The organism is Bradyrhizobium sp. ma5, from assembly GCF_042258955.1.
GTDB lineage: Bacteria > Pseudomonadota > Alphaproteobacteria > Rhizobiales > Xanthobacteraceae > Bradyrhizobium.
In genome coordinates this window covers 7,430,828-7,453,982 of record NZ_CP170156.1, presented here as the reverse complement: position 1 = coordinate 7,453,982, position 23,155 = coordinate 7,430,828, and the positions used below count along the sequence as shown (strand labels likewise).

20 protein-coding genes and 1 pseudogene are annotated in these 23,155 nt (G+C 64.4%); 8 read left to right on the top strand and 13 right to left on the bottom strand.

Annotated features, from left to right (window positions below; all coding sequences use genetic code 11):
- Positions 1–142: 142 nt before the first annotated feature.
- The gene (locus ACE103_RS35120; RefSeq protein WP_375781251.1) at positions 143–1,660 is read left to right on the top strand and encodes a glycosyltransferase family 39 protein; all 1,518 of its coding nucleotides are present in this window, start codon (positions 143–145) and stop codon (positions 1,658–1,660) included.
- 60 nt (positions 1,661–1,720) lie between these two features.
- Here ACE103_RS35120 and ACE103_RS35115 read toward each other — a convergent pair whose 3' ends face one another.
- A complete protein-coding gene (locus ACE103_RS35115; RefSeq protein ID WP_375776748.1) occupies positions 1,721–3,460 on the bottom strand; it encodes a sigma 54-interacting transcriptional regulator in 1,740 nt (579 codons plus the stop codon).
- A gap of 280 nt (positions 3,461–3,740) precedes the next feature.
- Between ACE103_RS35115 and ACE103_RS35110 the strand changes: the two genes are divergently transcribed.
- The 3 genes from ACE103_RS35110 to ACE103_RS35100 are packed head-to-tail and all read left to right on the top strand — an operon-like array spanning position 3,741 to position 5,809.
- Positions 3,741–4,970, top strand: a complete 1,230-nt coding sequence (locus ACE103_RS35110; RefSeq protein WP_375776747.1) for an acyl-CoA dehydrogenase family protein — start codon at positions 3,741–3,743, stop codon at positions 4,968–4,970.
- 12 nt (positions 4,971–4,982) lie between these two features.
- Positions 4,983–5,318, top strand: a complete 336-nt coding sequence (locus ACE103_RS35105; RefSeq protein WP_375776746.1) for an EthD family reductase — start codon at positions 4,983–4,985, stop codon at positions 5,316–5,318.
- The gene (locus ACE103_RS35100; RefSeq protein ID WP_342726859.1) at positions 5,315–5,809 is read left to right on the top strand and encodes a flavin reductase family protein; all 495 of its coding nucleotides are present in this window, start codon (positions 5,315–5,317) and stop codon (positions 5,807–5,809) included. The genes ACE103_RS35105 and ACE103_RS35100 overlap by 4 nt, the downstream gene beginning before the upstream one ends.
- Before the next feature lie 198 nt (positions 5,810–6,007).
- Here ACE103_RS35100 and ACE103_RS35095 read toward each other — a convergent pair whose 3' ends face one another.
- Both ACE103_RS35095 and ACE103_RS35090 read right to left on the bottom strand, forming a co-directional pair.
- Positions 6,008–7,039, bottom strand: coding sequence for a YcjF family protein (locus tag ACE103_RS35095; RefSeq protein WP_375776745.1), 1,032 nt, complete (start codon positions 7,037–7,039; stop codon positions 6,008–6,010).
- Positions 7,036–8,499 (bottom strand): YcjX family protein, encoded by a 1,464-nt coding sequence (locus ACE103_RS35090; protein ID WP_375776744.1) that lies wholly within the window; start codon positions 8,497–8,499, stop codon positions 7,036–7,038. The genes ACE103_RS35095 and ACE103_RS35090 overlap by 4 nt, the downstream gene beginning before the upstream one ends.
- A gap of 191 nt (positions 8,500–8,690) precedes the next feature.
- On the opposite strand from ACE103_RS35090, the gene ACE103_RS35085 reads away from it, so the two are divergent.
- Positions 8,691–9,386: a hemolysin III family protein gene (locus ACE103_RS35085; protein WP_375776743.1), complete on the top strand. Its 696-nt coding sequence runs from the start codon at positions 8,691–8,693 to the stop codon at positions 9,384–9,386.
- Positions 9,387–9,630: 244 nt separating this feature from the next.
- A complete protein-coding gene (locus ACE103_RS35080) occupies positions 9,631–10,425 on the top strand; it encodes an SDR family oxidoreductase (RefSeq protein WP_375776742.1) in 795 nt (264 codons plus the stop codon).
- A gap of 253 nt (positions 10,426–10,678) precedes the next feature.
- On the opposite strand, the gene ACE103_RS35075 is transcribed toward ACE103_RS35080, so the two are convergent.
- Positions 10,679–11,299 (bottom strand): TetR/AcrR family transcriptional regulator, encoded by a 621-nt coding sequence (locus ACE103_RS35075; protein ID WP_092116509.1) that lies wholly within the window; start codon positions 11,297–11,299, stop codon positions 10,679–10,681.
- 81 nt (positions 11,300–11,380) lie between these two features.
- Between ACE103_RS35075 and ACE103_RS35070 the strand changes: the two genes are divergently transcribed.
- The gene (locus ACE103_RS35070; RefSeq protein ID WP_375776741.1) at positions 11,381–12,928 is read left to right on the top strand and encodes a 4-hydroxyphenylacetate 3-hydroxylase family protein; all 1,548 of its coding nucleotides are present in this window, start codon (positions 11,381–11,383) and stop codon (positions 12,926–12,928) included.
- A gap of 120 nt (positions 12,929–13,048) precedes the next feature.
- Here ACE103_RS35070 and mdlC read toward each other — a convergent pair whose 3' ends face one another.
- From mdlC to ACE103_RS35050, 4 genes are all read right to left on the bottom strand, one after another.
- Positions 13,049–14,677 carry a benzoylformate decarboxylase gene (mdlC, locus tag ACE103_RS35065; RefSeq protein ID WP_375776740.1) on the bottom strand — a complete coding sequence of 543 codons (1,629 nt, stop codon included), beginning with the start codon at positions 14,675–14,677 and terminating at the stop codon, positions 13,049–13,051.
- A 275-nt stretch (positions 14,678–14,952) separates the two neighbouring features.
- Positions 14,953–15,840, bottom strand: a complete 888-nt coding sequence (gene blaBJP / locus ACE103_RS35060; protein WP_375776739.1) for a BJP family subclass B3 metallo-beta-lactamase — start codon at positions 15,838–15,840, stop codon at positions 14,953–14,955.
- Between the two features lie 125 nt (positions 15,841–15,965).
- A complete protein-coding gene (locus ACE103_RS35055) occupies positions 15,966–16,349 on the bottom strand; it encodes a tautomerase family protein (protein ID WP_223977514.1) in 384 nt (127 codons plus the stop codon).
- Between the two features lie 95 nt (positions 16,350–16,444).
- Complete coding sequence (locus ACE103_RS35050; protein ID WP_375776738.1) at positions 16,445–16,951, bottom strand: winged helix-turn-helix transcriptional regulator; 507 nt, start codon at positions 16,949–16,951, stop codon at positions 16,445–16,447.
- A 114-nt stretch (positions 16,952–17,065) separates the two neighbouring features.
- On the opposite strand from ACE103_RS35050, the pseudogene ACE103_RS35045 reads away from it, so the two are divergent.
- Positions 17,066–17,670 (top strand): annotated as a pseudogene (locus ACE103_RS35045) (VOC family protein).
- A 59-nt stretch (positions 17,671–17,729) separates the two neighbouring features.
- On the opposite strand, the gene ACE103_RS35040 reads toward ACE103_RS35045, so the two are convergent.
- The 5 genes from ACE103_RS35040 to ACE103_RS35020 all read right to left on the bottom strand — a co-directional run bounded on the left by ACE103_RS35040 (position 17,730) and on the right by ACE103_RS35020 (position 23,035).
- Positions 17,730–18,620, bottom strand: coding sequence for an MBL fold metallo-hydrolase (locus ACE103_RS35040; RefSeq protein ID WP_375776737.1), 891 nt, complete (start codon positions 18,618–18,620; stop codon positions 17,730–17,732).
- Positions 18,621–18,714: 94 nt separating this feature from the next.
- Positions 18,715–19,767, bottom strand: coding sequence for a histidinol-phosphate transaminase (gene hisC, locus ACE103_RS35035; protein ID WP_375776736.1), 1,053 nt, complete (start codon positions 19,765–19,767; stop codon positions 18,715–18,717).
- Positions 19,768–19,870: 103 nt separating this feature from the next.
- Positions 19,871–20,725 (bottom strand): MaoC family dehydratase N-terminal domain-containing protein, encoded by an 855-nt coding sequence (locus ACE103_RS35030; RefSeq protein ID WP_375776735.1) that lies wholly within the window; start codon positions 20,723–20,725, stop codon positions 19,871–19,873.
- Positions 20,726–20,753: 28 nt separating this feature from the next.
- Positions 20,754–21,854, bottom strand: a complete 1,101-nt coding sequence (locus ACE103_RS35025; RefSeq protein ID WP_375776734.1) for a CaiB/BaiF CoA transferase family protein — start codon at positions 21,852–21,854, stop codon at positions 20,754–20,756.
- 11 nt (positions 21,855–21,865) lie between these two features.
- The gene (locus ACE103_RS35020; RefSeq protein ID WP_092116491.1) at positions 21,866–23,035 is read right to left on the bottom strand and encodes an acyl-CoA dehydrogenase family protein; all 1,170 of its coding nucleotides are present in this window, start codon (positions 23,033–23,035) and stop codon (positions 21,866–21,868) included.
- Between the last annotated feature and the right edge of the window lie 120 nt (positions 23,036–23,155).

Genomic DNA, 23,155 nt, shown 5'->3' with positions numbered 1-23,155 from the left:
GGCACGTTGACACTCCGTTAAGAGTCGAACAAAAAGCGCCGTGACGATAGCCCCAGCCCAATCCGGAGCCGATAACATCAGCGTCAAGCCGGCCCGTTCGCGCGCGCCGGATTGGCGTGGCGTCATCGCCGTGATCGTCGCCATGACCGCGATGCGGCTGGTCTATGCCCATGCGCTCGATCTGCGCACCGACGAGGCCTATTACTGGACCTGGTCGAAGGAAAACGTGCTGTCCTTCCTCGACCATCCCCCGATGGTCGCCTGGTTCATCCGTTTTGGCACAGCTGTTCTCGGCGACACCAATCTCGGCGTCCGCCTCGGTGGCATCGTGGCTATGCTGGCGACCCAGCTCCTGCTCGCCGATATCGTCCGCCGCGTGACATCGAACAATGTCCGCGCCGTGATGCTCGCGCTGCTGCTGCCGGAGGCGGCGCTGTATTACGGATTGTTAATGGCCAAGGTCGCGCCGGACACCGCGCTGATCCCGTTTTCGGTGGCGATGCTGTGGTCGCTGGTGCGGCTCGCGCAGAGCAATGAGGGGCGCTGGTGGCTGGCCGCGGGGCTGTTTGCCGGGCTGTCGCTGCTGTCGAAATTCACCGCGATCATGTTCGCGCCGGCGGTGCTCGCCTTCGCACTGGTGCCGGACTGGCGCTGGCGCTGGCTGCGCAGCCCGTATCCCTACCTCGCCGCGCTGATCGCGATCGTCGTGTTCTCGCCGGTGCTGATCTGGAACGCCGAGCACGACTGGGCCTCGTTCCGTTTCCAGGCGGTGCGCGCCTCTGCCGAGCGCGACCTCACCTTCCGCACGCTCGGCGAGTTCATCGGCATGCAGTTCGGCCTGGTCGGCTTCGTGTTGCTGCCGGTGACGCTGTTCGGGACAGTGCTGACGGCTTGGCGCGGCTATCTCAGGCGCGAGCCGGTCGCGATCCTGCTGGCGACTGCGGTGCTGGTGCCGTTCGCCTATTTCCTCTGGAAGTCGCTGACCTTGCGGGTCGGCGACACCTGGCCGATGTTCCTGTGGCCGGCCGGCTTTGCGGCGGTTGCCATCAACGTCACGAAGATGCCGTTCGAGGGCTGGTCGGTCGGACTCATCAAATCGACCGTGTCCTGGGCGCGGACTGCGATCACATCCGGCATCGTCTTCGTCGTCTGCGTCTTCCTCTATTACATGTTCGCGCCGTGGAATCTGATCGGCCGCACCGATCCGATCGGCACCGAGGCGGGCTATGATGTGGTGGCCGCGCACACCCTGGCGCAGGTGCAGGCGACCGGCGCGACCTGGGTCGCGACCACGGATTATCGCACCTATGCGATGCTGCGCTGGATGCTGCGCGGGCGGGTGCCTGTCATCGAGGTCAACGAGCGCGGCCGCTTCCAGGGCTTTGCCGATCCCGGCATGAGCAAGATCCGCGATCACGTCGGCATCTATGTCGGGCGCGAGCCCGAGAACAACCTGCCGCTCTGGAGCGAGACGTCAGCGGTGCGCCAGCCGCTGGAGCGCGTGACACGAAGCTGGCGCGGCATGGTGATGGATACCTACGCGCTGGAGAAGATCAGCGGCTGGACCCCCGATCTGTCGCCGCCGCCCGATACGACGTTCTTCCGCTGGCGCGTGTTGGCCTTCTCCTTGTCCCCGCGTGCGGGAAGAAGGTTGGGATAAGAGGGAGCCTCCGCGCGGACGGCGAGAGACGGTGACGCGGAGGCTCCCGCTCACCCGGAATCACTGAGACCGGCTCTGCTGCTTTTGAATGTAGTAGCGCAGCTTCGACCGAGAGATTCCCAAGGTTCGGGACGCTTCTGAGATATTTCCCTTACATGAGGCCAGCGCTTTCTGGATTGCTAACTTTTCGATTTCTCCAAGAGACAGTTTGCGAGGGATCACCAACTCGGTTGGATCGCCGGTTGCGATCCGCTCGTCTGCGTACGAAAGAGCGCCAAGCTTCCCCGTAGTTTGGGGCTTGAAGACCGTTCGATTGGATATCTGCGAGTGACTGAAAAGATGAAATAGACTTATGGGCTCCTCGTCATGAGTTAAGATCGCGGCACGCTCCACCATGTTCTCGAGCTCGCGGATGTTGCCAGGAAATTCGTAGACCAGAAGTGCCTCAATCGCTTCGGCCGTAAAGCCGGTCACGTGCCTCCCGGTCTTCTTGTTGAACCTATGCAGGAAATGACTGACAAGCAGGGGGATGTCGTCCCGCCTGTCCCTGAGAGGCGGGAGCTTTATCGGAAAGACATTCAATCGGTGCAGCAGATCCGCCCTAAACGTGCCCTTTGCCACTTCGGCATCAAGGTCCAGATTTGTCGCGCAGACCACACGCACGTTGACCTGCTTGGTCTTGGTGCCCCCGATACGGCTCAGTTGTCCCTCCTGTAGCACTCTCAGGAGCTTCGCTTGGGTAGTTGGGCTTAGCGTCCCGATCTCGTCCAGAAAAAGCGTGCTTCCATCGGCGGCTTCGAACCACCCTTCTCGCGCCTGGTGCGCGCCGGTGTACGCACCTCTCTCCACGCCGAAGAGCTCCGCATCGATCAGCGTTTCAGGAAAAGCCGCGCAATTGATGCTGTAGAGAGGCTTCTTTGACCTCGAGCTCGCGCTGTGCAGGGCGCGCGCGAAGATCTCCTTTCGGACCCCCGTTTCGCCAAGAAGGAGCACGGTTGTGTCCAGAGGCGCGACGCACCGTAGGAGATGCCACGCGCCGAGGAATCCGGGCGAAGTACCTACGACGTTGGAGCTGACCGGTTTTTCTGCCGCCCTCGCGTCGATCGAGGGGCCAACCCGCTTTCCCGTAAATGATCGGCGAGGCATGAATTGCGCCGCATAATCTTCCGGCCACTCCTCGACAGGCTTTCCAACGATCCGGCACTGTGGGGACCCACAGGCAATGCACTCCACCTCCCTGAACAAGATCGCCCGCTCCATGATGGCGCTCGTATAGCCGGACGCGTAGCCAATCTGCATCCAGCAAACCGGTTCAGAGCTTCCACCAAACGAGGCAGCATGAGCTTCAGCCTCGGCAGAATTGCGCCATGTAAGTTCGCTGAAATATTCTCCGGTTTCGACGTTTGCTTCTATGTTGACTGGCTCAACGAAGACTTCGCCACGCAACGCGTGAAGTTGCGGCCCTACAAGAAACGCATCAATCTGCGGGCGATCTACGCGAACCTTCATCGCGACCTGCGCTTCCCGCGTTCCCGCAGCATGCCCCATGCGAAACAGAATTTGCCTCGCTTTCAGGGGGCCGTTGGCCTCGATCAGTTCGCGGCGCAGCGCCACCATGGCGTCCAGATTCAGAAGCACGGCTCTTTGGTCAGCCAACCAGATCTGCCCGTCGTGAGGCGAGAAGTGGACGCACGCACTCAGATCGGAGATGTCGGGCAAGACGCTGCTTCGCGCGGATGAACCGGTGCCAGTCCGATCAGCGATGTTCTCTTTCAACGCGAAGCTTGTGAACCGCGACACTACGTTCTCCCTTCTCCCGACATTTACGCACTAGCCGCCAGGTATCTCGCCATGATCGATCTCCAACATGGCTGACTTCAGCCGATCGAGCCGTTGAGATTGGCTATTTTCAACCACCATCCGTCGACAGTCCAAGGGGACCACATTTCGAATCGCTTAGTAAACTCAAACGAGTACGAACAGTTTTCAGTGTTGGCACACCTTCTGCTTACGAGAGTTGTGCGCATCGTCACGCCGACGGGTCGCGCCACAATCAAAGCAACATCAGGAGGAGATGCCTGTGCACTCAGTCGCTCAACAGTCGAATGTTTCCGAGCCAACTGCCTCGTATATCGATCCGCTGGGACCTCAAAAGTCAATCGTCGAGCGCGCCACGCGATTGCAGTCCTTGGTCAAGGCGAACTCGCAAGCCGCCGAGGACGCGCGCCGCGTAGGTGATGAGACCATTGCTGCGTTGCAACGCGAAGGGCTGTTCCACATCGCGGTGCCGGAGCGTCTCGGAGGCGCCGGCGCGAACTTCCGAACCTTCATCGATGCCGTTTCGGAGATCGGTCGGGCGGACGGCGGCACCGGTTGGGTTGTCGCGCTTCTGAATGTCTGTACGTGGTTCGCGACGTTGTTCTCTGAACGCGCCCAAGCAGAGGTGTTTGGCAAGACGCCTGGCGCCAGGGTTTGCGGTGTGTTTACGATGCCGGTGCAGTCGGAGCGCGTTGATGGCGGATATCGGGTTAGTGGCGAATGGTGGTACGGCTCAGGTTCTCTGCATGCACAATGGGGTACCTTGGGCATCAAGATCGGAGAGAACGCCGATGGTTCGCCGATCACTGCGCTCGCCCTCATACCGCTAAGCGACCTCACAATTCGCGACACCTGGCATGTGGCCGGAATGCGAGCGTCAGGCAGCAATACGCTGGTTGCGGATAACGTGTTTGTCCCCGACCACCGGGTACAAGCTTTCGCTGACATGGCAGCCGAGAACTATGCGCGCGAGTGGGCCGAAGAGCCGAATTACCATGCTTCGTTCGTGCCGGTCGCCGAGATCGTTCTCGTGGCTGTCCAAATCGGGCTGGCGCGACATGCGGTAGATCTGACCCTCCAGAAGGGGGCCGGGAAGCCCGTCGCGTACACGGTGTTCAGCGAAGCCCGCCAATCTCCCGCGCACCAGATCAAATTGGCGGAAGCAATGTGCGACATCGACTCCGCCTATCTGCTCGTCGCACGAGCCTGCGCCGACATTGACGGCGCCGCGCTCCGGCGCGAGAAGCTCGACCTGATGACACGCGCACGGGTCCGTATGGACACGGGTCACGCCGCCAAGCTGTGCCGCGAGTCCATCAATAAACTCCTCAGCGTGAACGGTGCAGGAAGCTTTGCCCTTGCGAACCCGCTACAGCGGATCTGGCGGGACAGCGAGATCGCCAGCAGGCACGCGTTCGTCCACCCGGAAATGGCCAGCCTTATCTATGGCCGCGCGCTGTTCGGCATCGAAGAACTGATCCAGCCGTACTAGCAGGGGGATTCAATGCATAAGCTCATCGCGCTTTATCATCCGCCAAAGTCGGAAGAGGACTTTCGAAGTCACCTCGTGAAAGTTCATCTTCCGCTGGTCGCCAAGTTCCCCAAACTTCGATCTCTTCGGTACGGATTCGGCGTCGAAGCCGGATCCCAGCCGTCGCCATATTATGCGGTCGTTGAGTGCGAATTCGACGACGAGGCCTCGCTGCGGGCGGCGCTCGCCTCTCCGGAAGGAGAGGCGGCGGCGGCCGATGTGCCCAACTATGCGACCGCCGGCGTAACGATCATCACGTTTCCACTCGAACCGGGTTTTGTTGGCGGTTCGATCGGGAGGACGACATGAACGCACCTCTGGTCGATTTCAAATCAGCCATGCGGCGACTGACCGCAACCGTGTCTGTCGTGAGCTGCACACGGGACGGCGAGTGGTTCGGTATGACTGCGACTGCAATCACTTCCGTCTGCGCGGATCCTCCGACTGTTCTGGTCTGCGTGAACGGAGCGGCGGCCATCCACAATCCCCTGGTTGAGAGTGGACGCTTTTGCGTCAACGTACTCCGGATCGACCAACAGGAGATATCCGCGACTTTTGGCGGAAAGCTGAAGGGGCGGGACCGCTTCGGTGTGGGGGACTGGAGCCTCTCGTTCGACGGAATTCCCATTCTGACGGACGCTCAAGCCAACATAGTGGCGTCCGCGCAGAAGGTCGTTCCTTTTGGAACTCACTCGGTGATTATTGGCGCAGTCGATCGAGTTTTGGTCTCGGAGAAGATCGCTCCCCTTCTGTACGAGAACGGCCGCTATATGCGGTCGGCCGAGCTCGCAAGTGCCTGACCGCGCTCGGCGAAGATGGCGGGCTATCCGACATCGACCTTTGTCGAGGCTCTTTCCAGAGCCTTGACCTTTCTCAGCAGTAGATCAGGTCGATCTGCGACTACGTATGGTCGCGAGGATGATGTATCCTTCCGAACCAACAATGACCGTTGGGCGCTTCCCGCGTCGAAGTGCTCGTGACCCACATGGAAAGCAAAGCTATTCCTCTTCCTCGCGCTTACGGATCAGGTCTTTCGCCAGATCGGTCAGCGCGGGGCGCGGCAAAGCGTTGAAGGGGAGCGGGCGGGTGACGTCGATCGCGGCGAGGCCGAGGCGGGCGGTCAACAGGCCGTTGAGCATACCTTCGCCGAGCCGCTGCGAGAGTTTTGCCGCGATGCCGTGACCGAGCATCTGCTGGATCAGGCTGTCGCTCGCGGCCATGCCGCCGGTGATCGCGAGATGAGCGATGACGTGACGCAGCAGGCGGATCATGCCGAGCGCGCCGGGCCGGCCGCCATAGAGCCGCGCCAGCTGGCGGATCATCCGCAAGCTCGCCACGAACACGAACAGCACGTCGATCATCGCGCGCGGGCTGACCGCGGTGACGACCGAGACGCGCTGCGCGGCTGATGACACCAGCCGCCGCGCCTCCTCGTCGAGCGGCGTCATCAATTCGCGCTCGGCGAGGCGGATCATGTCGGCGCCGTCGATGATGTCGTCGGTGTGGCTCTGCAACGCGCTGCGGGCGCGTGCGAGCTGCGGGGTCTGGTGCGCGAGCTTGAGCAGGTCGGCTACGATCGCTCGGCTCGCGGCGCGGTCGTCGCTGATCAGCACTTCGGCGGCGCGCAGATGCAGTTTCTCGATGGTCGCCAGCCGTGCCAGGCCGACCAGCTCGCGCGTGGTGACCACCGCCAGCGCCACCGTGGCGATGACGGCGAGCCCGAGCCCGAGGACGCCGAGGCCTTCATTGCGTGCGAACAGATCCTCGACCAGGTTGAGGATGCCAAGCCCGGTGCCGAGCACCACGAGGCCTGCGATCGCGCTCCAGAACAGCGTGCCCCAGCGGAAGCCGCGGCGCGCCGGCAGCAGCGGCGTATCGACCGGCACCGGGAGCTGCGCGGGCTCGGCCTCGGGCACGATCTGGATCGGGCCGCGGGTGAGGCGGCCGCTGTCGTCCGGATCCATCACGACCACGCCGGGATCGTCGAGCTTGAACGTCGCCGGCCGCCGCGGGGGCGTCTTCTCGTTCATTGCAGTTTGTCTCCGATCAGGAACTGGAGGGCGCGGTCAAGGCGGATGTGAGGCAGCGCCGGTTCCGCATCACCGTTTCGTTCCAGCTTTGGCGGCCGGAAGCGCAGGAAGCGATAATCGGCGGCCTCGGCGCCTGAGCTCGAGAGGCCGCGGAATCCGCCGCTGAACAGCTCCTCCGGATTGTCGGGCAGGTCGCCCGGAAAGGTCGCGACCTCAGTCTTGCCATCCAGCGTCTCACCATTGGCGACCTCGCCCGGCGCCGGTGTGCCGAGGATCGATGGCAGCCGGTCGCGGCCGCGTGCGACCTGCGCCTCGCGCGTTGCGCGCACCGCGGCGAGCGCCACCACGTCGATGGCAGCGCCGGCATATTCGGCGCGCTCGGCTGCCCTGGCCACGATCCGCCGCAGCACGGCTTCCAGCCGGTCGTGGCTCTGGTGATGCAGATGGTCGGCCTTGGTCGCCGCGAACAGGATGCGGTCGATCCGCGGCCGGAACAGCGAACTCAGGATCGTGCCGCGACCGATCCGGAAGCAGTCGAGGATACCGGCCAGCGCCGCCTCGAGATCGTGCAGCGCCTCGGGACCGGCATTGAATGCGGCGAGCGCATCGGCGAGCACGATCTGGCGGTCGAGCCGCGCAAAGTGATCGCGGAAGAACGGCCGCACCACGACGTCCTTGTAGGCCTCGTAACGCCGCCGCATCATCGCCCACAGCGAGCCGTCGGGCGCGCCGCCGTCCACCGGCACGTCGAGCGGCGCAAAGGTCAGCGCCGGCGTATCGGCGAGATTGCCCGGCATCAGGAAACGGCCGGGCGGCAGCAGGCTCATTGCGAAGCGCTCGTCGCGGCAGGCGCGCAGATAATCGGTGAACAATCGTGCCTCGGTGCGCGCGGCCTGCTCGTCCTCCTTGGCCTCGGGCTTCAGCGTTGCGAGATGGGCATGCCAGGGCGCCGCGAGCTTTGCGCGCAGCGGCTCACGCGACAGCGCCAGGCTCTCCGTCGACCATTGCTCGTAGCTCTTGTTGAGCAGCGGCAGGTCGAGCAGCCACTCGCCGGGATAATCGACGATGTCGAGCGTCAGCTTGCGGTCCGCGCCATTTTGCCGCTGATACTCGATCACGAGGCGGAGCTCGGAGATGTCGGTGGTCGAGCTCGGCCAGCTCCGCTCCTCGATCAGGGTGCGGACATGGTTCTCGTAGGCGAAGCGCGGCACCGCATCGTCGGGCTGCGGGGCGAGATAGGCGCGCGCGATCCGTCCCGAGCCATAGGCCTCGAACACCGGGAAGCGGCCGCCGCGGGTCAGGCCATGCACCAGCGCGGTGATGAACACGGTCTTGCCGGCGCGCGACAGGCCGGTGACGCCGAGCCGCACCGTCGGCTTGAAAAGGCCCTCGCTATAGTCGAGCAGCGCCCGCGCCGACAGACGCGCTTCCTCGACGATATCAGAGAAGCGGGGGGGCATGGAGGGTTAGCGAAAAGATCCGGCAGGAGGAGCCAAAAGAGGCGGGCGATCACCCGCAAGGTGGCGATTATCGGGCCAAAATCAAGTTTCACATTTCCGGCGCCTTTGCAGGCGAGGGGAATACCAAGGGGATTGAACGCGTCACGCCACCCGCGTTACCCATAGTTCATCGGCCCACAGGAAAGCCCTGCATGACGGTCTTTCGCCTGAAGCAACTTGCCTCGAACTCGATCCACGCGGCCGGCGCCGCGCTGTGGAACTACGACCGCGCCGAGCTGATCGCCGACGGCGTGGTCCATCTGGTCGGCGTCTGCTTCGGACTGGTCGCCGCCACCGCGCTGATCGTGCTGACCGCGGTCTATGCCGGCCCGTTCGATATTGCCGTGGTCTCGGTCTATGTCGCGGGCCTGCTCGCGATGCTGACGCTGTCGGCGACCTATAATCTCTGGCCGGTGTCGCGCGCCAAATGGGTGCTGCGGCGCTTCGATCACTCCGCGATCTACCTGCTGATCGCCGCGACCTACACGCCGTTCATCGTGGAACTGAAGGACAGCTATTTTGCCATCGCGCTGCTGATCGGCGTGTGGTGCGTGGCGATCGTCGGCATCTGGCTGAAGCTCGCCTATCCCGGCCGGTTCGACCGGCTCGCGGTCGGGCTTTATCTTGCGATGGGCTGGAGCGGCATCATGCTCTACGACGCCGTCGTGAAGGCATTGCCGGCGAAGGCGCTCGGCTTCGTGCTGGCCGGCGGCATTCTCTACAGCTTGGGGGTGATCTTCCACTCCTGGCGGCGGCTGCGCTTCCAGAACGCGATCTGGCACGGCTTCGTGCTGCTCGGGGCCGCCTGCCACTATACGGCGGTGTTCGACGTGGTGCTGGCGAGCTGAAGTTCTCGCCATCCGCGGCGGATGGGCTATCATGTTTCGTGATACGCCCGTTCCGTTTGTCCCGTCATCCTGAGGAGCGCGTCTCGAAGGATGCACGGCCCGGCTGGTGGCCGTCGACCCTTCGAGACGCGCGTGCCGCGCTCCTCCAGCGACAACGGCTTCGCCGTTGCGCGGGGGGGACGGGACACGCAGGAGCAGGTGAGCAAAGCGACAGTGTGCAAGCAAAGATATCGGGAGGATAGCCATGCAGGTGGCAGGTAAAGTCGTGGTGGTCACCGGCGGTGGCAATGGCATCGGCAGGGCGCTGTGCGAGGCGTTCCACGCCGCCGGCGCATCCAAGGTCGTGGTGGTCGACCTCGATCATGCGGCGGCCGAGCACGTCGCGGCCTCGGTCGGCGGCGCCGCCTTCAAATGCGACGTCGGACAGGAGAAGAACATCCTGCACGTGATCGAGGAGAGCGAACGCATGTTCGGCCCGATCGCGCTGTTCTGCTCCAATGCCGGCATCGGCGGCGGCTTCGATCCGCTGTCGAAAAATGCCGGCGGCACCTCGGACGAGCCGTGGTCGCGGAGCTGGGCGATCCATGTGATGGCGCATGTCTATGCCGCGCGGCATCTGGTGCCGCGGATGAAGGCGCGCGGCGGCGGCTACTTCCTCAACACGATCTCGGCCGCGGGCCTGTTGTCGCAGGTCGGCAGCCCGGCCTACTCGACCACCAAGCATGCCGCGGTCGGCTTTGCCGAAAACCTCGCGATCTCGCACCGCGCCGACAACATCAAGGTCTCGATCCTCTGCCCGCAGGGCGTCGACACCAATATGCTGCGCTCGATCCCGAGGGGCCCGCAATCCGGCGACGGCGACCTCTCCGCGGATCAGGTCGCGCAGGATGCGCTCAAGGGCATCGAGCAGGAGACCTTCCTGATCCTGCCGCACCCGCAGGTGCTCGGCTACATGCGCAAGAAGACCGAGAATTACGACCGCTGGATCGGCGGCATGGCCAAGATCCAGGCCAAGATGCGGGAAGCGCAAGGGAAGTGACGGCTAGGGAATGCAGGTCGCTCATGTGAGGCGAGTACGCTAGTCGGGCTCCCTCTCCCCTTGTGGGAGAGGGTGGGGTGAGGGGTGGCCCCGGGCGAAATCGCTGATCGAAGCGTCGCTATCGCAACTTCGCTCGCGTGTCGTTAAGACACGATCGAGAGCGCACCCGTGTGGTACCCCTCTCCCTAGCCCTCCCCCACAAGGGGGGAGGGAACCCTCTCGCCGGTGCCCTCCTCACTTTGCGTGCGCAAGCTCACCCTTTGCCGAGTTGCGCGATCCTGTCGCGCAGATAGGCGTCCATCAAATCGGGCGCAGAGGCGCCGAACATCCTGATGCGGCCGGTGTGCAGCAACAGCAACAGGCCGGTGGCGTGCGCAAAGCAATCCACCATCACCGTGTTCGCCTTCTGCCTCGACGCGCCGAGCGCTTCGGCGGCTTCGGCGATCGGATGCAGCGCCGCCTCCAGCGCGGCGTTCAGCTCGTGGTCGCGGTCGTGGCCGAGCCCGGCCGGCTTCATGCCGCCGCGGAACAGGTAAAAGCCGAGATCGAGATCGCGCGGATGGTCCGCGTAGTAGCGGAAGAAGCCCATGCCCGCGGCATGTAGCCTCTGTTTGGCGCCGCGGGTCGTCGCGACCGAAGCGCTGACGGCTTCGCCGAGCGAGGCCAGCGATTGCCGCAGCACCTCGGCATAGATCGCTTCCTTGGAATCGAAGTGGAAATACAGCGCCGCCGGGGTGTAGCCGGCCCGCGTCGCGATGGCCCGCAGGCTCGCGCCCTCGAGGCCTTCCTCGGCGAACACGCTGCGCGCCGCATCGAGGATCAGCTCCCGCTTGTGGCGGCTGACCGCTTCCTTCCTGCTCTCGCGCATCTGCATCGGCGAATCCGTTCTTGACTCAATTCCAACAGCGTCAGATAATTTAACGCTGTTAGAATAAATGAGCAAGGGAGAAGCGCCATGCTGATGACGGCTGCGGACTACCGGGAATCCCTGCGCCGCTACAAGCCGCGGGTGTTCGTCAACGGCACGGCCGTGGCGAGCGTTGCCGACGAGCCGCTGCTGGCGCCCGGCGTGGCGGGTGTCGGCGTAACCTACGATTTCGCGCACCGGCCCGAGCATGTGCCGATCATGACGGCGCGGCAGGGCACTTCGGGCAAGACCGTCAACCGCATGCTCCACATCAATGAGAGCTCGCAGGACCTGCTCTACAAGCTCGAGGCGGTGCGGCTGGTGTGCAGGACATCGGGCTGCGCCCAGCGCTACCTCACCCACGATGCGCTGAATGGCCTTTATCAGGCGACCAAGCTGACCGACGATCGCAACGGCACCGACTACAGCCAGCGCTTCCTCAATTATCTGCACGAGGTGCAGGCCCAGGACCTGACGCTCGGCATCGCGATGACCGATGCCAAGGGCGATCGCTCCAAGCGACCCGGCCTGCAAGCCAATCCGGACGTCTATGTCCATATCAAGGAGCGCCGCCCCGACGGCATCGTGATCCGCGGCACCAAGGCGATCGTCACAGGCGCGCCCTACATGCACGAATTCCTGGTCATGCCCTGCCGCACTCACGTTCCTGCCGACAAGGATTTTGCGGTGTGTTGCGCCGTACCTGTTGATGCGCTCGGCGTCACCATCATCGCGCGCCCGGCGGGCCGGCCCGGCGATGCATCGGCGAAATTCTCGGCCAAGTATGGCCAGTCGGTCGGTGTCGTGATGTTCGACGACGTGTTTGTGCCGCATGACCGGGTCTTCCTCGCCGGCGAGACCGAGGAGGGCGGCTTCCTCACCACGTCCTACGCCACGCATCACCGGCATTCCTGCATCGGTGCGCGCGCCGGCTTCGGCGATCTGCTGATCGGCGCGGGCGCGCTGATGATCGAGGCCAACGGGCTCGATGCCGAGAAGCACGCGCATATCCGCGAGGCGATGGTCGAGCTGATCACCATCACCGAGAGCTTCTATGCCTGCGGCGTCGCGTCCTCGGTCTACTGCACCAGGGATCCGGCCGGCTCGGTGATGCCGGATGCGGTATTCTCCAACATCGGCAAGCTGCTGCTGGCGACCAAGATCTACGACATGCACCGCGTCGCGCATTACGTCTCGGGTGGGCTGATCGTCGCGCTGCCGGGGCCTGACGAGGACCACAATCCGGAGACGCGCGCCTCGCTCGCCGCCGTGATGGGCGGGCGGCCCGACATTCCGGCCGAGCAGCGCGCCGAGGTGGCGCGGCTGATCGAGGACCTCACGGTGTCGCACGAAGCCGGCTGGTACTCGGTGATCTCGCTGCACGGTGGCGGTTCGCCGGAGGCGATGAAACGCGAGATCTGGCGCAACTATCCGGTGATGGAGAAGGCCGAGCTGGTCGAGAATTTGCTCGGCCGCGGTCTTGTTGATGAAGGACAGCGAGTCTCGAAGCAGCCCGGCCGCTGCTGCGCCACCGGCTGCGAGGTGCCGACGCCGTCAGCGGCGGCGCTGGAACTGGAGCCAGTGCCCTCGCAGTAACGGGCGTGAGGCCATCCCGCCGTCATTGCGAGGAGCGACAGCGACGAAGCAATCCATATTTCCGCTTGCTGGACGATGGATTGCTTCGCTTCGCTCGCAATGACGTGGCGAGACCCGACTTCATCCCTTCTGCGTGTAGAGCAGCGGCACCGCGGAATCCACCATCACCTCGATCAGGCTGGCGCCGTGATGCGACAGCGCGCGCTTGAAGGCGCCCGGAAGCTCGGCCGATTTCGTCACCCGCATTGCATCGCAGCCCATGCCTTCGGCGAGCTTGACGAAATCGATGCCGGGCAGGTCGAGGCCCGGCACGTTGCGCACCTGCATCACCTGGCTGAACGAACGCATCGCGCCGTAGCCGGAATTGTTCATCACGACGACCGTCAGTGGCAGCTTGCGCTGCGCGGCGGTCCACAGCGCCTGGATCGAATACATCGCCGAGCCGTCGCCGATCAGGCAGACTGTGCGCCCTGTGCTGCGGCCGAGCGCCATGCCGACCGCTGCCGGCAGGCTGTAGCCGAGGCCGCCGCTTGCCATGGTGTAAAAGCTGTCCTGGCCGCGCATCGGCATCGCCTTCTGCATCAGTGGGCGATGCGACGGCACTTCCTCGACCAGCGCATCGTGCGGTCCCATCGCGGCTGCGAGGGCATGCAGCGCATATTCCGCAGGGATCGGGTCGCCGGCCGCAGGCGCCGGCGGCAGGACGCGGCCCGGCGATGCGGTGCGCCTGGTCTCGGGCAGCAGCTCGAGCAGTGCCGACAGGGCCGGCTTCATGGTGGCGATGATGCTGTGGCCGGTCGGCGTCATCGCGGCGGCGTCGGGATCGTCGGTGATCTGGAAGATCGTGGTCGCGCCGTCGAAGATCGCGGCATGGCCCTCGACATGGAAGGTGAAGACCGGCGCGCCGACCACGACGACGAGATCGTGATCGCGCAGCGCATCGGAGAGCTGGCCCGGTGCGGCGTGCAGGAAGCCGGCAAACTGCGGGTGCCGCTCGGGGAACGAGCAGCGCGCCGAGAACGGGCTGACCCAGACCGCGGCCTTGGTTTTCTCGGCGAGATCAACCATGAGGTCGACTGCCTCGGCGCGATCGACGGCGGGGCCGACGACGAGGGCAGGCCGCTTGGCCTCGCCGAGCGCGGCGGCCAGCGCCTGCATCGCGGCCGTATCAGGGCCGACCTCGCGGCTGACCTGGCGCGCGTCGAGCGGCTGCGTCGCATGCGCCCAGTCGTCGATCGGCACCGAGACGAAGGTCGGCCCGCACGGCGGCTGCATCGCGACGTAATAGGCGCGCGCGATCGCGGCGGGCACGTCTTCGGCGCGCGCCGGCTCGACCGCGAATTTCACGTAAGGCCGCGGAAATTCGGAGGCGCGCTCGGCATAGAGAAAGGCCTGCAGCGGCATGATCGAACGCGCCTGCTGGCCGGCGGTGATCACCAGCGGGGTCTGGTTGCGGTAGGCGTTGTAGATGTTGCCGAGCGCGTTGCCGACTCCGGCCGCCGAATGCAGGTTGACGAAACCGGCATTGCGCGTCGCCAGCGCATAGCCGTCGGCCATGCCGACGACGGAAGCCTCCTGCAGGCCGAGCACGTAGTCGATGTCGTCGGGCCAGTCGCTCAGGAACGGCAGCTCGGTCGAACCCGGATTGCCGAACACCTTCTTGATGCCCCACGCGCGCAGGAGGCCGAAGGTGGCGTCCTTGACGGTGACGGTCTTGCTTTTGCCGGCGGCGGGTTTGCGCGAGGACATCGGGCGGCTCCCATTGCTGTCTTGTTACGTTCCGTCATTGCGGGCGGCAAAAGCGGAAAAGCAATCCACCTCTCGATGGATTGCCTTGCAATGTCAAGCCGCGCTGCGCCCATAGTTGCCGCGGCAACGGCTGAAATTTGCGTGGGCTCGTCATCCCGAGGAGCGCGCTCTTACGCGCGTCTCGAAGGATCGACGGCCACCGGCCGGGCCGTTTATCCTTCGAGGCGCCGCTTCGCGGCTCCTCAGGATGACGGTATGACCTCTCGCTGTGCTCCCTAATTGGCCTTCTGCAGTGCAGCGGTCTGCTTGGCGAGCTGCTTGTCGAAATCCTGCTCAAGCCCCGCCACATAGCTGGCGTTTTCGCCCGGCTTGACGAACGGGTTCGGCGCGCCGTCCTTCATCTCCGCGCGCTTGGCCTGCATGTCGTAGACCTCCGGATGCGGCCCGAGCAGCACGTCGACCTTCATCGCCTTGACCTTGGCGAAGGTCGAGCGGTAGTCGTCGACGATGCCGGAATAGGTCGGGCGGCCGACCAGCCGGTTCAGCGCCACTGTTCCGCTGCAGAAGAACAGCACATTGCGCTCCTGGCTGCCGTCTTTCACCGTCATCTCCCAGCTGGTGCAGCCGGGCGAATGGCCGGGCGTGGTGTGCGCGGTCAGCGTCACGTCGCCGAGCGTCACCTTGTCGCCTTCCTTGACGGTGCGGTCGACCTTGACCGGCGCAAAGGCAAGATCGGCGTTGTTCTCGTCGCCCGGATAGTAACCGCCCTCGAGCAGCGGCTTGTCGCGTTCGCCCGCGATCAGCTGCGCGCCGGTCTCTTGCTTGATCTCGGCAAAGCCGCCGGTGTGATCGAGATGGGCGTGGGTGTTGAGGATGATCTTGATGTCGCCTTCCTTGAAGCCGAGCTTGGCGATGTTGTCCTTGATCATGCCGGTCGACTGCTGCATCGCCGTATCCATCAGGATCAGCCCTTGCGACGTCTTGATGATGTAGACCGCGATCCCGTCAGTGCCGACGTAATAGATATTGTCGATCAGCTCGTACGGTTCGAACGGCGCAGTCCATTTCTTCATGACAACAGCCATGAAATCCTTGAGCGTCTGTGCTTGCGCCCCGGTTGTGATCAGCGCGAGTGCGCACAGCACGGCTGCGATCGTCCTCATGGCTGCCTCCCCATTTGTTGTTGTTTGCGGGAGCGCACTATGCGTGTCGGCAACGCCGATCGCAAGCCACGGACGGCTAGCCGCCGGACATGCCACTGCCTGTCCGGCGCATGCCTGTTCCGCGTTCAGCTCGCGTATTGTGCGATGCCGTTGCCGAACGACCAGTTTTCCTTGGCGACCTCGACCAGGTTGATGAAGATATCGTCCGGACGTCCCTGCAGCTGGCTCTGGAAATCATCCACGATCCGCTTGTAGAACGCCTTCTTCATCTCGACCGTGCGCCCCGCATTCAGCGTGATCTGGATCAAGATTAGATCGTCGCTGTAATTGTTGCCGAGATAGTTGTCGGCGTAGTTGAGGTCGCCGCGGTCGTGCTCGGTGATGACCTGAAACTTGTCATTTTCGGGCACGTTGATCAGCTCGCGCATCGCCTTGTAGACGATCTCGCCCAGGGTCTTGCGATATTCGGCGGACTTGCCGCGCTTCAGGTCGATACGAACGAATGGCATGGTGGTCTCCTGTGTTATGCGGGGCTCGGCCCCGCGTGATCGAAACGCTGCGAATGGCTTCGCGTCGTCGGCTTGCGCCGGCGCCGTCGGGGAATTCAGCGGGTCGCCTTGAAGGCCTCCCAGCGCGCATCGCGCTCTCTTTGATATTTCGGCATTCGTTCTGCGACCATGTCCGCCCATTGCAGCGGTTCGCCGCAGGCCTGGCAGACCGGACCGAGCCCGGCCGGCTTGCCGCAGGTGAGGTGCGTGTAGTTCATAGAAAGACCGTCTCGGGGCGACTTGCACCAGGTCTCGCCCCAGGCGCGCAGCGCGAACATCACCGGGAAGAACGCCTCGCCCTTTTCCGTGAGATGATATTCGTGGCGCAGCGGATGCTTGTTGTAGACGCGCCGCGTCACCAGTCCGTCGGCCTCCAGCGTCTTCAGCCGCGCCGCGATCATCTGCGGGGTCGCGCCCGTATAGGCCTGTATCTCCTCGAAGCGGTGATTGCGCGCGAACAGCTCGCGCAACACCAGCACGGTCCAGCGATCGCCCACCACGGTTTCCGCGCGGGCCACTGGACAGAGCGTTTGGTCAGCAGGGGTCCCCTTTGACTTTGCCATCACGCTTTCTTCATCTGGCATTGTTGCTATGATTTTCATAGTAATATGCGTTATCGTTGGTCCGGGTGCAACGGGCGTCTTTGGCCCGGTCCCTTACATTTCAAGGAGCGAACCATGAGTGGCGAAAGCAAGGGTCCGAAGCCGGGTGTCGACATGAAGCTCGAGGTCGTCGTCATTCCGGTGTCTGAAGTAGATTGGTCCAAGCGCTTCTACGAAAACCTGGGTTGGCGGCTCGACGCCGACTTCGTCAGGGCGGACGGATCCCGGGCGCTGCAATTGACGCCGCCGGGCTCACCGACCTCGGTTCATCTCGACAGGGGCCGCCGCTGCCGCGCTTCTTGATCGTGAACGACATCGAGGCGGCGCGCGCAGAGCTGATCGCGCGCGGCGTCGATGTCAGCGAGGTGTTTCACCGTGGCGCGGAAGGCCGCATCAAGGGGCCCGACCCGGAGCGGCCGAGCTACGGTTCGCTCGCGACGTTCAGCGATCCCGACGGCAATGTCTGGCTGCTCCAGCAGGTCACGCAGCGCCTGCCGGGCCGCGTCGATACGGACAGCACGACCTTCAGCTCGGTTGCCGATCTTGCCGCCGCACTCCGCCGCGCGGCGGCCGCGCATGGCGAGCACGAGAAGCGGACCGGCGGCCACGATGCGAACTGGCCGGACTGGTACGCCGACTACATCGTCCGCGAGCAGGCCGGCAAGCCGCTGCCGGAGTGAACAGTCAAACAGGAGTATCCTCATCATTGCGGCAAGTCACATGGCCGCGCATCGCAGCCTCACCGAGGTCCGGCGTCGAACACTGGCGCGTAGCTGTGGCCGTCCGCCCGGATATGGGCGCAGCGTGAGCCGCGGAAGTGGGCGGGGATGACGAGGCGGCCGCTGTCGGCGGCCTCTGCCAGGATACTCGTGCGCGTTTCGCACGCCAACTGCGGGTCGGTACAGGATGACGTCGACAGGCTGGGCTGGAAGATCTGCACCGGATTGTGCACGGCATCTCCGCAAAAGATCGCGCGATGCTGCGCATAGTCTACCATCAATCCCATCTGGCCGCTGGTGTGGCCCGGCAGTAGCACGAGCCGCAAGCCGGGACCGAGTTCATGGCCATCGTCGACCAGATCGACACGGCCGGCCTCGACGATCGGGATGACGCTCTGCTCCAGCGCGCGGGCGTGGATCGGCGGCGCGCGGCCGGCATCATGCTGGGCCATCCAGTCGGCAAGCTCGCGGCGGCCGAACAAATAGCGCGCGTTGGGAAATGTCGGTTGCCAGCGGCTATCGTCCTGGCGCGTATTCCAGCCGACGTGATCGACATGCAGATGGGTGCAGAACACCAGATCGATGTCGGCCGGATCGACACCGCTCGCGCGCAGCCGATCGAGGAAGCCGCTGCCGCGCCGCCGATGCCAGGCCGGAATCTCGGGGATGTCCTTGTGCTCGCCGATGCAGGCGTCGATCAGCAGCGTCCGCCCGCCGGTTTGCACCACAAAGCTCTGGATCGCGTGCTTCGCGACGTCCCGCGCGAGATCGATGAACACCGGCTCCAGTGTCTTCCGATGTGTCTCGATCAGGCCGCGATCGTATCCGGGCAGGAATTCAGACAGCGGAAGCCCGAAATCATCGTCGTCGACGATGACGTCGACCGTGGCGTCGCCGATCGCAAATCGCATGACCACTCCTTCCCGGAGAACCGTGCATCTTGCCGCGCGGTCACTATGCAGGTTGGGAGCATCGATCGCAAGTTGCGTGGTTTGCCGACCGCGGTCAGACCATGCCGCGCAGCAGGCTGATCAGGCGGCCGCACTCGTCATCCGTGCCGACCGTGATGCGCAGGAAATCCTCGATCCGCGGCTTCTGGAAATGCCGAACCAGGACGCCGCGCTCGCGCAGTTTTGCGGCGAGATCCGCGCCGCGATGGGCGCCATGGCGGGCGAACACGAAATTCGCGTGCGACGGCAGCACCTCGAAGCCGAGCTCGGAGAGGCCGCGGACCAGCGCCTCGCGACTGGCGATGATGCGCCGCCGCGTCTCCTCAAACCAGGCGTCGTCCTCGATCGAGGCGATCGCGCCCGCAATCGCGAAGCAGTCCAGCGGATAGGAGTTGAAGCTATCCTTGACGCGCTCCAGCGCCTCGATCAGCGGGCGCTGGCCGATGGCGAAGCCGACGCGCAGGCCCGCCAGCGCGCGCGACTTCGAGAGCGTCTGGATCACCAGGAGATTGTCGTGGCGCGCGACGAGCGGCACGGCGCTCTCGGCGCCGAAATCGACATAGGCCTCGTCGACCACCACGAGACGGTCGGGATGTTCGGTGACCAGCGCCTCGATCGCTGCACGCGGCAGCGCGATGCCGGTCGGCGCGTTAGGATTGCACAGCAGGATGGCGCTGCCGGGTCGCCGATAGTCGCCGAGGTTGATCCGCATCGCGGCATCGAGCGGAATCGTCTCGTAGCCGACACCATAGAGGCGACAATAGACCGGGTAGAAGCTGTAGGTGATGTCGGGGAACAGCAGCGGCTTGTCGTGCTTCAGCAGCGCCGGAAAGGCGTGCGCCAGCACCTCATCCGAACCGTTGCCGACGAACACCTCGTCTGCCGTGACGCCGTAGCGCGCCGCGATCGCCTCGCGCAGGGCGGTCGCGCGCGGGTCCGGATAGAGCCGCAGCCGATCGGTGGTCGCCGTGATCGCCGCTACCGCGCGCGGCGACGGCGGGTAGGGATTCTCGTTGGTATTGAGCTTGATCAGGCCATCGATCTTGGGCTGCTCGCCGGGCACGTAGGGCGACAGATTGTGGACGACCGAACTCCAGAAGCGACTCATGATCTCAGGTCCAGGGATGAATGCGATCACAATACGGAAAACGAGGCGCTGATGAAAGCGCCTCGTTGTCCCGTCGCATTCTGATGTGTTTCGCGCTCGCGACTTACCAGGTCGCCGTGCCCTTCATGGTCGGCTGGCCCTCGGCATTCGCGGTCCACAGCTCCAGGCCGCCATCCTTGTCGTTGGCGTTGATCGAGAACTCGCTGCCCTCGAACAGCGGCTGCACGCCGCGATAGCTGAGCTTCTTCGGCGGCTTGCCGCCACGGAGTTTCGCGGCGAGCTCGACGATGAAGGAGGCCTGCAGCGGGCCGTGGAAGATCAGGCCCGGATAACCCTCGACCTTGGTGACGTAGTCGCGATCGTAGTGGATGCGATGGCCGTTGAAGGTCAGCGCCGAATAACGAAACAGCAGCACGGGATCGGAGACGTGGCTCTCGCGATGCTGCGCGACCGGGGGAGGCGGCGGTGCCTTGGCCGGCGCCGAGCTCTGCGTGGTCGTCATCTCGCGATAGACGATGTCCTGCCGCTCGCGGACCGCAAGCCCGCGCGAGGTCGTCACCTCGTGATTGACCGAGACGAAGCACAGCGTGCCGGTCGAGCCGGATTTCACGGTAACGTCGGCGATCTTCGAGCTGCGTTTGGCTTCATCGCCGATGCGCAGCGCGTCGAAGAATTCGAGCTCGCCGCCGGCCCACATCCGGCGCGGCAGCGGCACCGGCGGCAGGAAGCCGCCGCGGGTCGGGTGGCCGTCGGGGCCAAGCTGCGACATCGGAAACACCGGCTGCGCCAGGCACCAATGCGTGGTCCACGGCGCGGCGTCGCCGGCCTTCGGCTCGCCGATCTCCTGGAACAGCGTCGCGCGCAGCCCCATCACGAGATACTTGGTGACGACGTCGGAGGCCTCCGTGGTCTTGCCGATCCACTGGCGAAGATGATCGAGGTCGAGTTTATCGGTCATGTCTGTGTTGCCTGGGGCAGGAGGGATCTCAGGATCGTTTGATGCGCTCACCGATCGCAGGCACCTTGCCGTAGTGCCGGTCCTCGCCGACGACGATCGCGGCCGGCGCCGGATAGCTGACCTTGCCGTTCGGCGTGTCGACCTCGATGCGGCGCAGATGCGGGTGCCTGGCGAGGTCGTCCATGCTGTTGACCTCGGCAAAGGCGATGTCGGCCTCGGCGAGCTTGCCCAGCAAGTCCTCGCGCGTCAGCTTGCCAAAGCTGTCGCTGACGATCTGGTCGGTCACCGCGCGGTTGCGCACGCGCTCGACCATGTTGGCGAAGCGCGGATCGTCGGGCAGGCCGGGCTGGCCCAGCACCTTGGCGCACAGCGTCTTCCACTCGCGCTCGCTCTGGATCGAGATCAGGATCTCCTTGCCGTCCTTCGAGCGGAACACGCCGTAAGGCGCGATCGAGGGATGGGCGAGGCCGATGCGTTTGGGCGACTTGCCGTCCTCGGCATTGAGCAGCGGCACGGTGAGCCAGTCGGCCATCACGTCGAACATCGAGATCCGGATATCGGCGCCCTGGCCAGTGCGGCCGCGGCCGATCAATGCTTCGAGAATGGACGCATGCGCGGTGGCGCCGGTCGCGACATCGACGATCGACATGCCGACGCGCGAGGCACCCTCGGGACCGCCGGTGATCGAGGCAAGGCCGCTCTCGGCCTGGATCAGCAGGTCATAGGCCTTGCGGTCGGCGTACGGGCCGGTGTCGCCATAGCCGGTGATGGTGCACATGATCAGCTTCGGATAGGCCCTGCGCAGCCGCTCGCGCGAGAAGCCGAGCTTGTCCATCGAGCCCGGCTTGAGGTTTTGCAGCAGCACGTCGGCGCCCGCGATCAGCTCTTCGAGCTGCGCGCGGCCTTCCTTGGTGGCGAGGTCGACCACGGCAGAATCCTTGCCGCGGTTGAGCCAGACGAAATAGCTGCTCTGGCCCTTCGCCGCGGCGTCGTAGCCGCGGGCGAAATCGCCCTCGGGCCGCTCGATCTTGATGACATGGGCACCGGCATCGGCCAGGCGTGACGAGCAGAACGGCGCGGCAACCGCCTGTTCGACGGCGATGACGGTCAATCCCTCAAGCGGTAGCATGATCTAAGAACTCAGTAGGAGCGGGGCATGCCGAGCACGTGCTCGGCGACGAACGACAGGATCAGATTGGTCGAGATCGGCGCAACCTGATAGAGCCGCGTTTCGCGGAACTTGCGCTCGACGTCGTACTCCTCGGCGAAGCCGAAGCCGCCATGGGTCTGCACGCAGGCATTGGCCGCTTCCCAGGACGCATCGGCCGCCAGCATCTTGGCCATGTTGGCTTCGGCGCCGCAGTCGAGCCCGGCCTCGTATTTGCGGGTCGCTTCCTTCACCATCAATTCGGCCGCGCGCATCGAGGCGTAGGCTTTCGCGATCGGAAACTGGATGCCTTGATTCTGGCCGATCGGCCGGCCGAACACGCTGCGCTCCTTGGCGTAGTTGGTCGCCTTCTGGATGAACCACTTGGCATCGCCGACGCACTCGGCCGCGATCAGGATGCGCTCGGCGTTCATGCCTGAGAGGATGTAGCGAAAGCCCTTGCCTTCCTCGCCGATCAGGTTCTCCGCCGGCACCTTCATGTCGGTGAAGAACACTTCGGTGGTGGCGTGGTTCATCATGGTGCGGATCGGGCGGATCTCCAGACCCTTGCCCTTCACCTCGCGCATGTCGACGATGAACACCGAGAGGCCGTCGGTGCGCTTCTTGGACTGCTCCTTCGGCGTGGTGCGCGCCAGCAGCACCATCAGGTCGGAATATTCGGCGCGGCTGGTCCAGATCTTCTGGCCGTTGACGACGTAGTGGTCGCCCTCGCGTCGTGCGAAGGTCTTCAGCGACGAGGTATCGGTGCCGCTGGTCGGCTCGGTGACGCCGAACGCCTGCAGCCGCAACTCGCCGGTCGCGACCTTCGGCAGATATTTCGCCTTCTGCGCATCGTTGCCGTGCCGCAGCACGGTGCCCATCGTGTACATCTGAGCGTGGCAGCCGCCGCCGTTGCAGCCGGCGCGCTGGATCTCTTCCAGGATCGCCGCCGCCGCCGACAGCTTCAGGCCCGCGCCGCCATATTCCTCGGGGATCAGCACCGAGAGATAGCCGGCCTCCGTCAGCGCATCGACGAACTCCTTCGGATAGGCCATCTGGCGATCGAGCTTGCGCCAGTATTCGCCGGGAAACTGCGCGCAGAGCTTTGCGACGGCGTCGCGGATGTCTGTGTGGTCGTCGGTGTGCTGTTCGTGTGCGGTCATGATTTCGTTTTGCCGAGAGGTTGCGCCAGAGCGTTTTCGGGCGAAGCGGAAGCCGGTTCGCGTGAGGAAAACGCCCGCTGTTGTGGGGTCCCGGTAAACTCCCTATGCTGTTTTGTTATA

Bases quoted from the DNA above. Each gene is read 5' to 3' on its own strand.
- ACE103_RS35120 (WP_375781251.1), top strand. From the start codon at position 143: ATGACCGCGATGCGGCTGGTCTATGCCCATGCGCTCGATCTGCGCACC.
- ACE103_RS35105 (WP_375776746.1), top strand. From the start codon at position 4,983: ATGCATAAGCTCATCGCGCTTTATCATCCGCCAAAGTCGGAAGAGGAC.
- ACE103_RS35100 (WP_342726859.1), top strand. From the start codon at position 5,315: ATGAACGCACCTCTGGTCGATTTCAAATCAGCCATGCGGCGACTGACC.
- ACE103_RS35095 (WP_375776745.1), bottom strand. From the start codon at position 7,039: ATGAACGAGAAGACGCCCCCGCGGCGGCCGGCGACGTTCAAGCTCGAC.
- ACE103_RS35090 (WP_375776744.1), bottom strand. From the start codon at position 8,499: ATGCCCCCCCGCTTCTCTGATATCGTCGAGGAAGCGCGTCTGTCGGCG.
- ACE103_RS35085 (WP_375776743.1), top strand. From the start codon at position 8,691: ATGACGGTCTTTCGCCTGAAGCAACTTGCCTCGAACTCGATCCACGCG.
- ACE103_RS35080 (WP_375776742.1), top strand. From the start codon at position 9,631: ATGCAGGTGGCAGGTAAAGTCGTGGTGGTCACCGGCGGTGGCAATGGC.
- ACE103_RS35075 (WP_092116509.1), bottom strand. From the start codon at position 11,299: ATGCAGATGCGCGAGAGCAGGAAGGAAGCGGTCAGCCGCCACAAGCGG.
- ACE103_RS35070 (WP_375776741.1), top strand. From the start codon at position 11,381: ATGCTGATGACGGCTGCGGACTACCGGGAATCCCTGCGCCGCTACAAG.
- mdlC (WP_375776740.1), bottom strand. From the start codon at position 14,677: ATGTCCTCGCGCAAACCCGCCGCCGGCAAAAGCAAGACCGTCACCGTC.
- blaBJP (WP_375776739.1), bottom strand. From the start codon at position 15,840: ATGAGGACGATCGCAGCCGTGCTGTGCGCACTCGCGCTGATCACAACC.
- ACE103_RS35055 (WP_223977514.1), bottom strand. From the start codon at position 16,349: ATGCCATTCGTTCGTATCGACCTGAAGCGCGGCAAGTCCGCCGAATAT.
- ACE103_RS35050 (WP_375776738.1), bottom strand. From the start codon at position 16,951: ATGGCAAAGTCAAAGGGGACCCCTGCTGACCAAACGCTCTGTCCAGTG.
- ACE103_RS35040 (WP_375776737.1), bottom strand. From the start codon at position 18,620: ATGCGATTTGCGATCGGCGACGCCACGGTCGACGTCATCGTCGACGAC.
- hisC (WP_375776736.1), bottom strand. From the start codon at position 19,767: ATGAGTCGCTTCTGGAGTTCGGTCGTCCACAATCTGTCGCCCTACGTG.
- ACE103_RS35030 (WP_375776735.1), bottom strand. From the start codon at position 20,725: ATGACCGATAAACTCGACCTCGATCATCTTCGCCAGTGGATCGGCAAG.
- ACE103_RS35025 (WP_375776734.1), bottom strand. From the start codon at position 21,854: ATGCTACCGCTTGAGGGATTGACCGTCATCGCCGTCGAACAGGCGGTT.
- ACE103_RS35020 (WP_092116491.1), bottom strand. From the start codon at position 23,035: ATGACCGCACACGAACAGCACACCGACGACCACACAGACATCCGCGAC.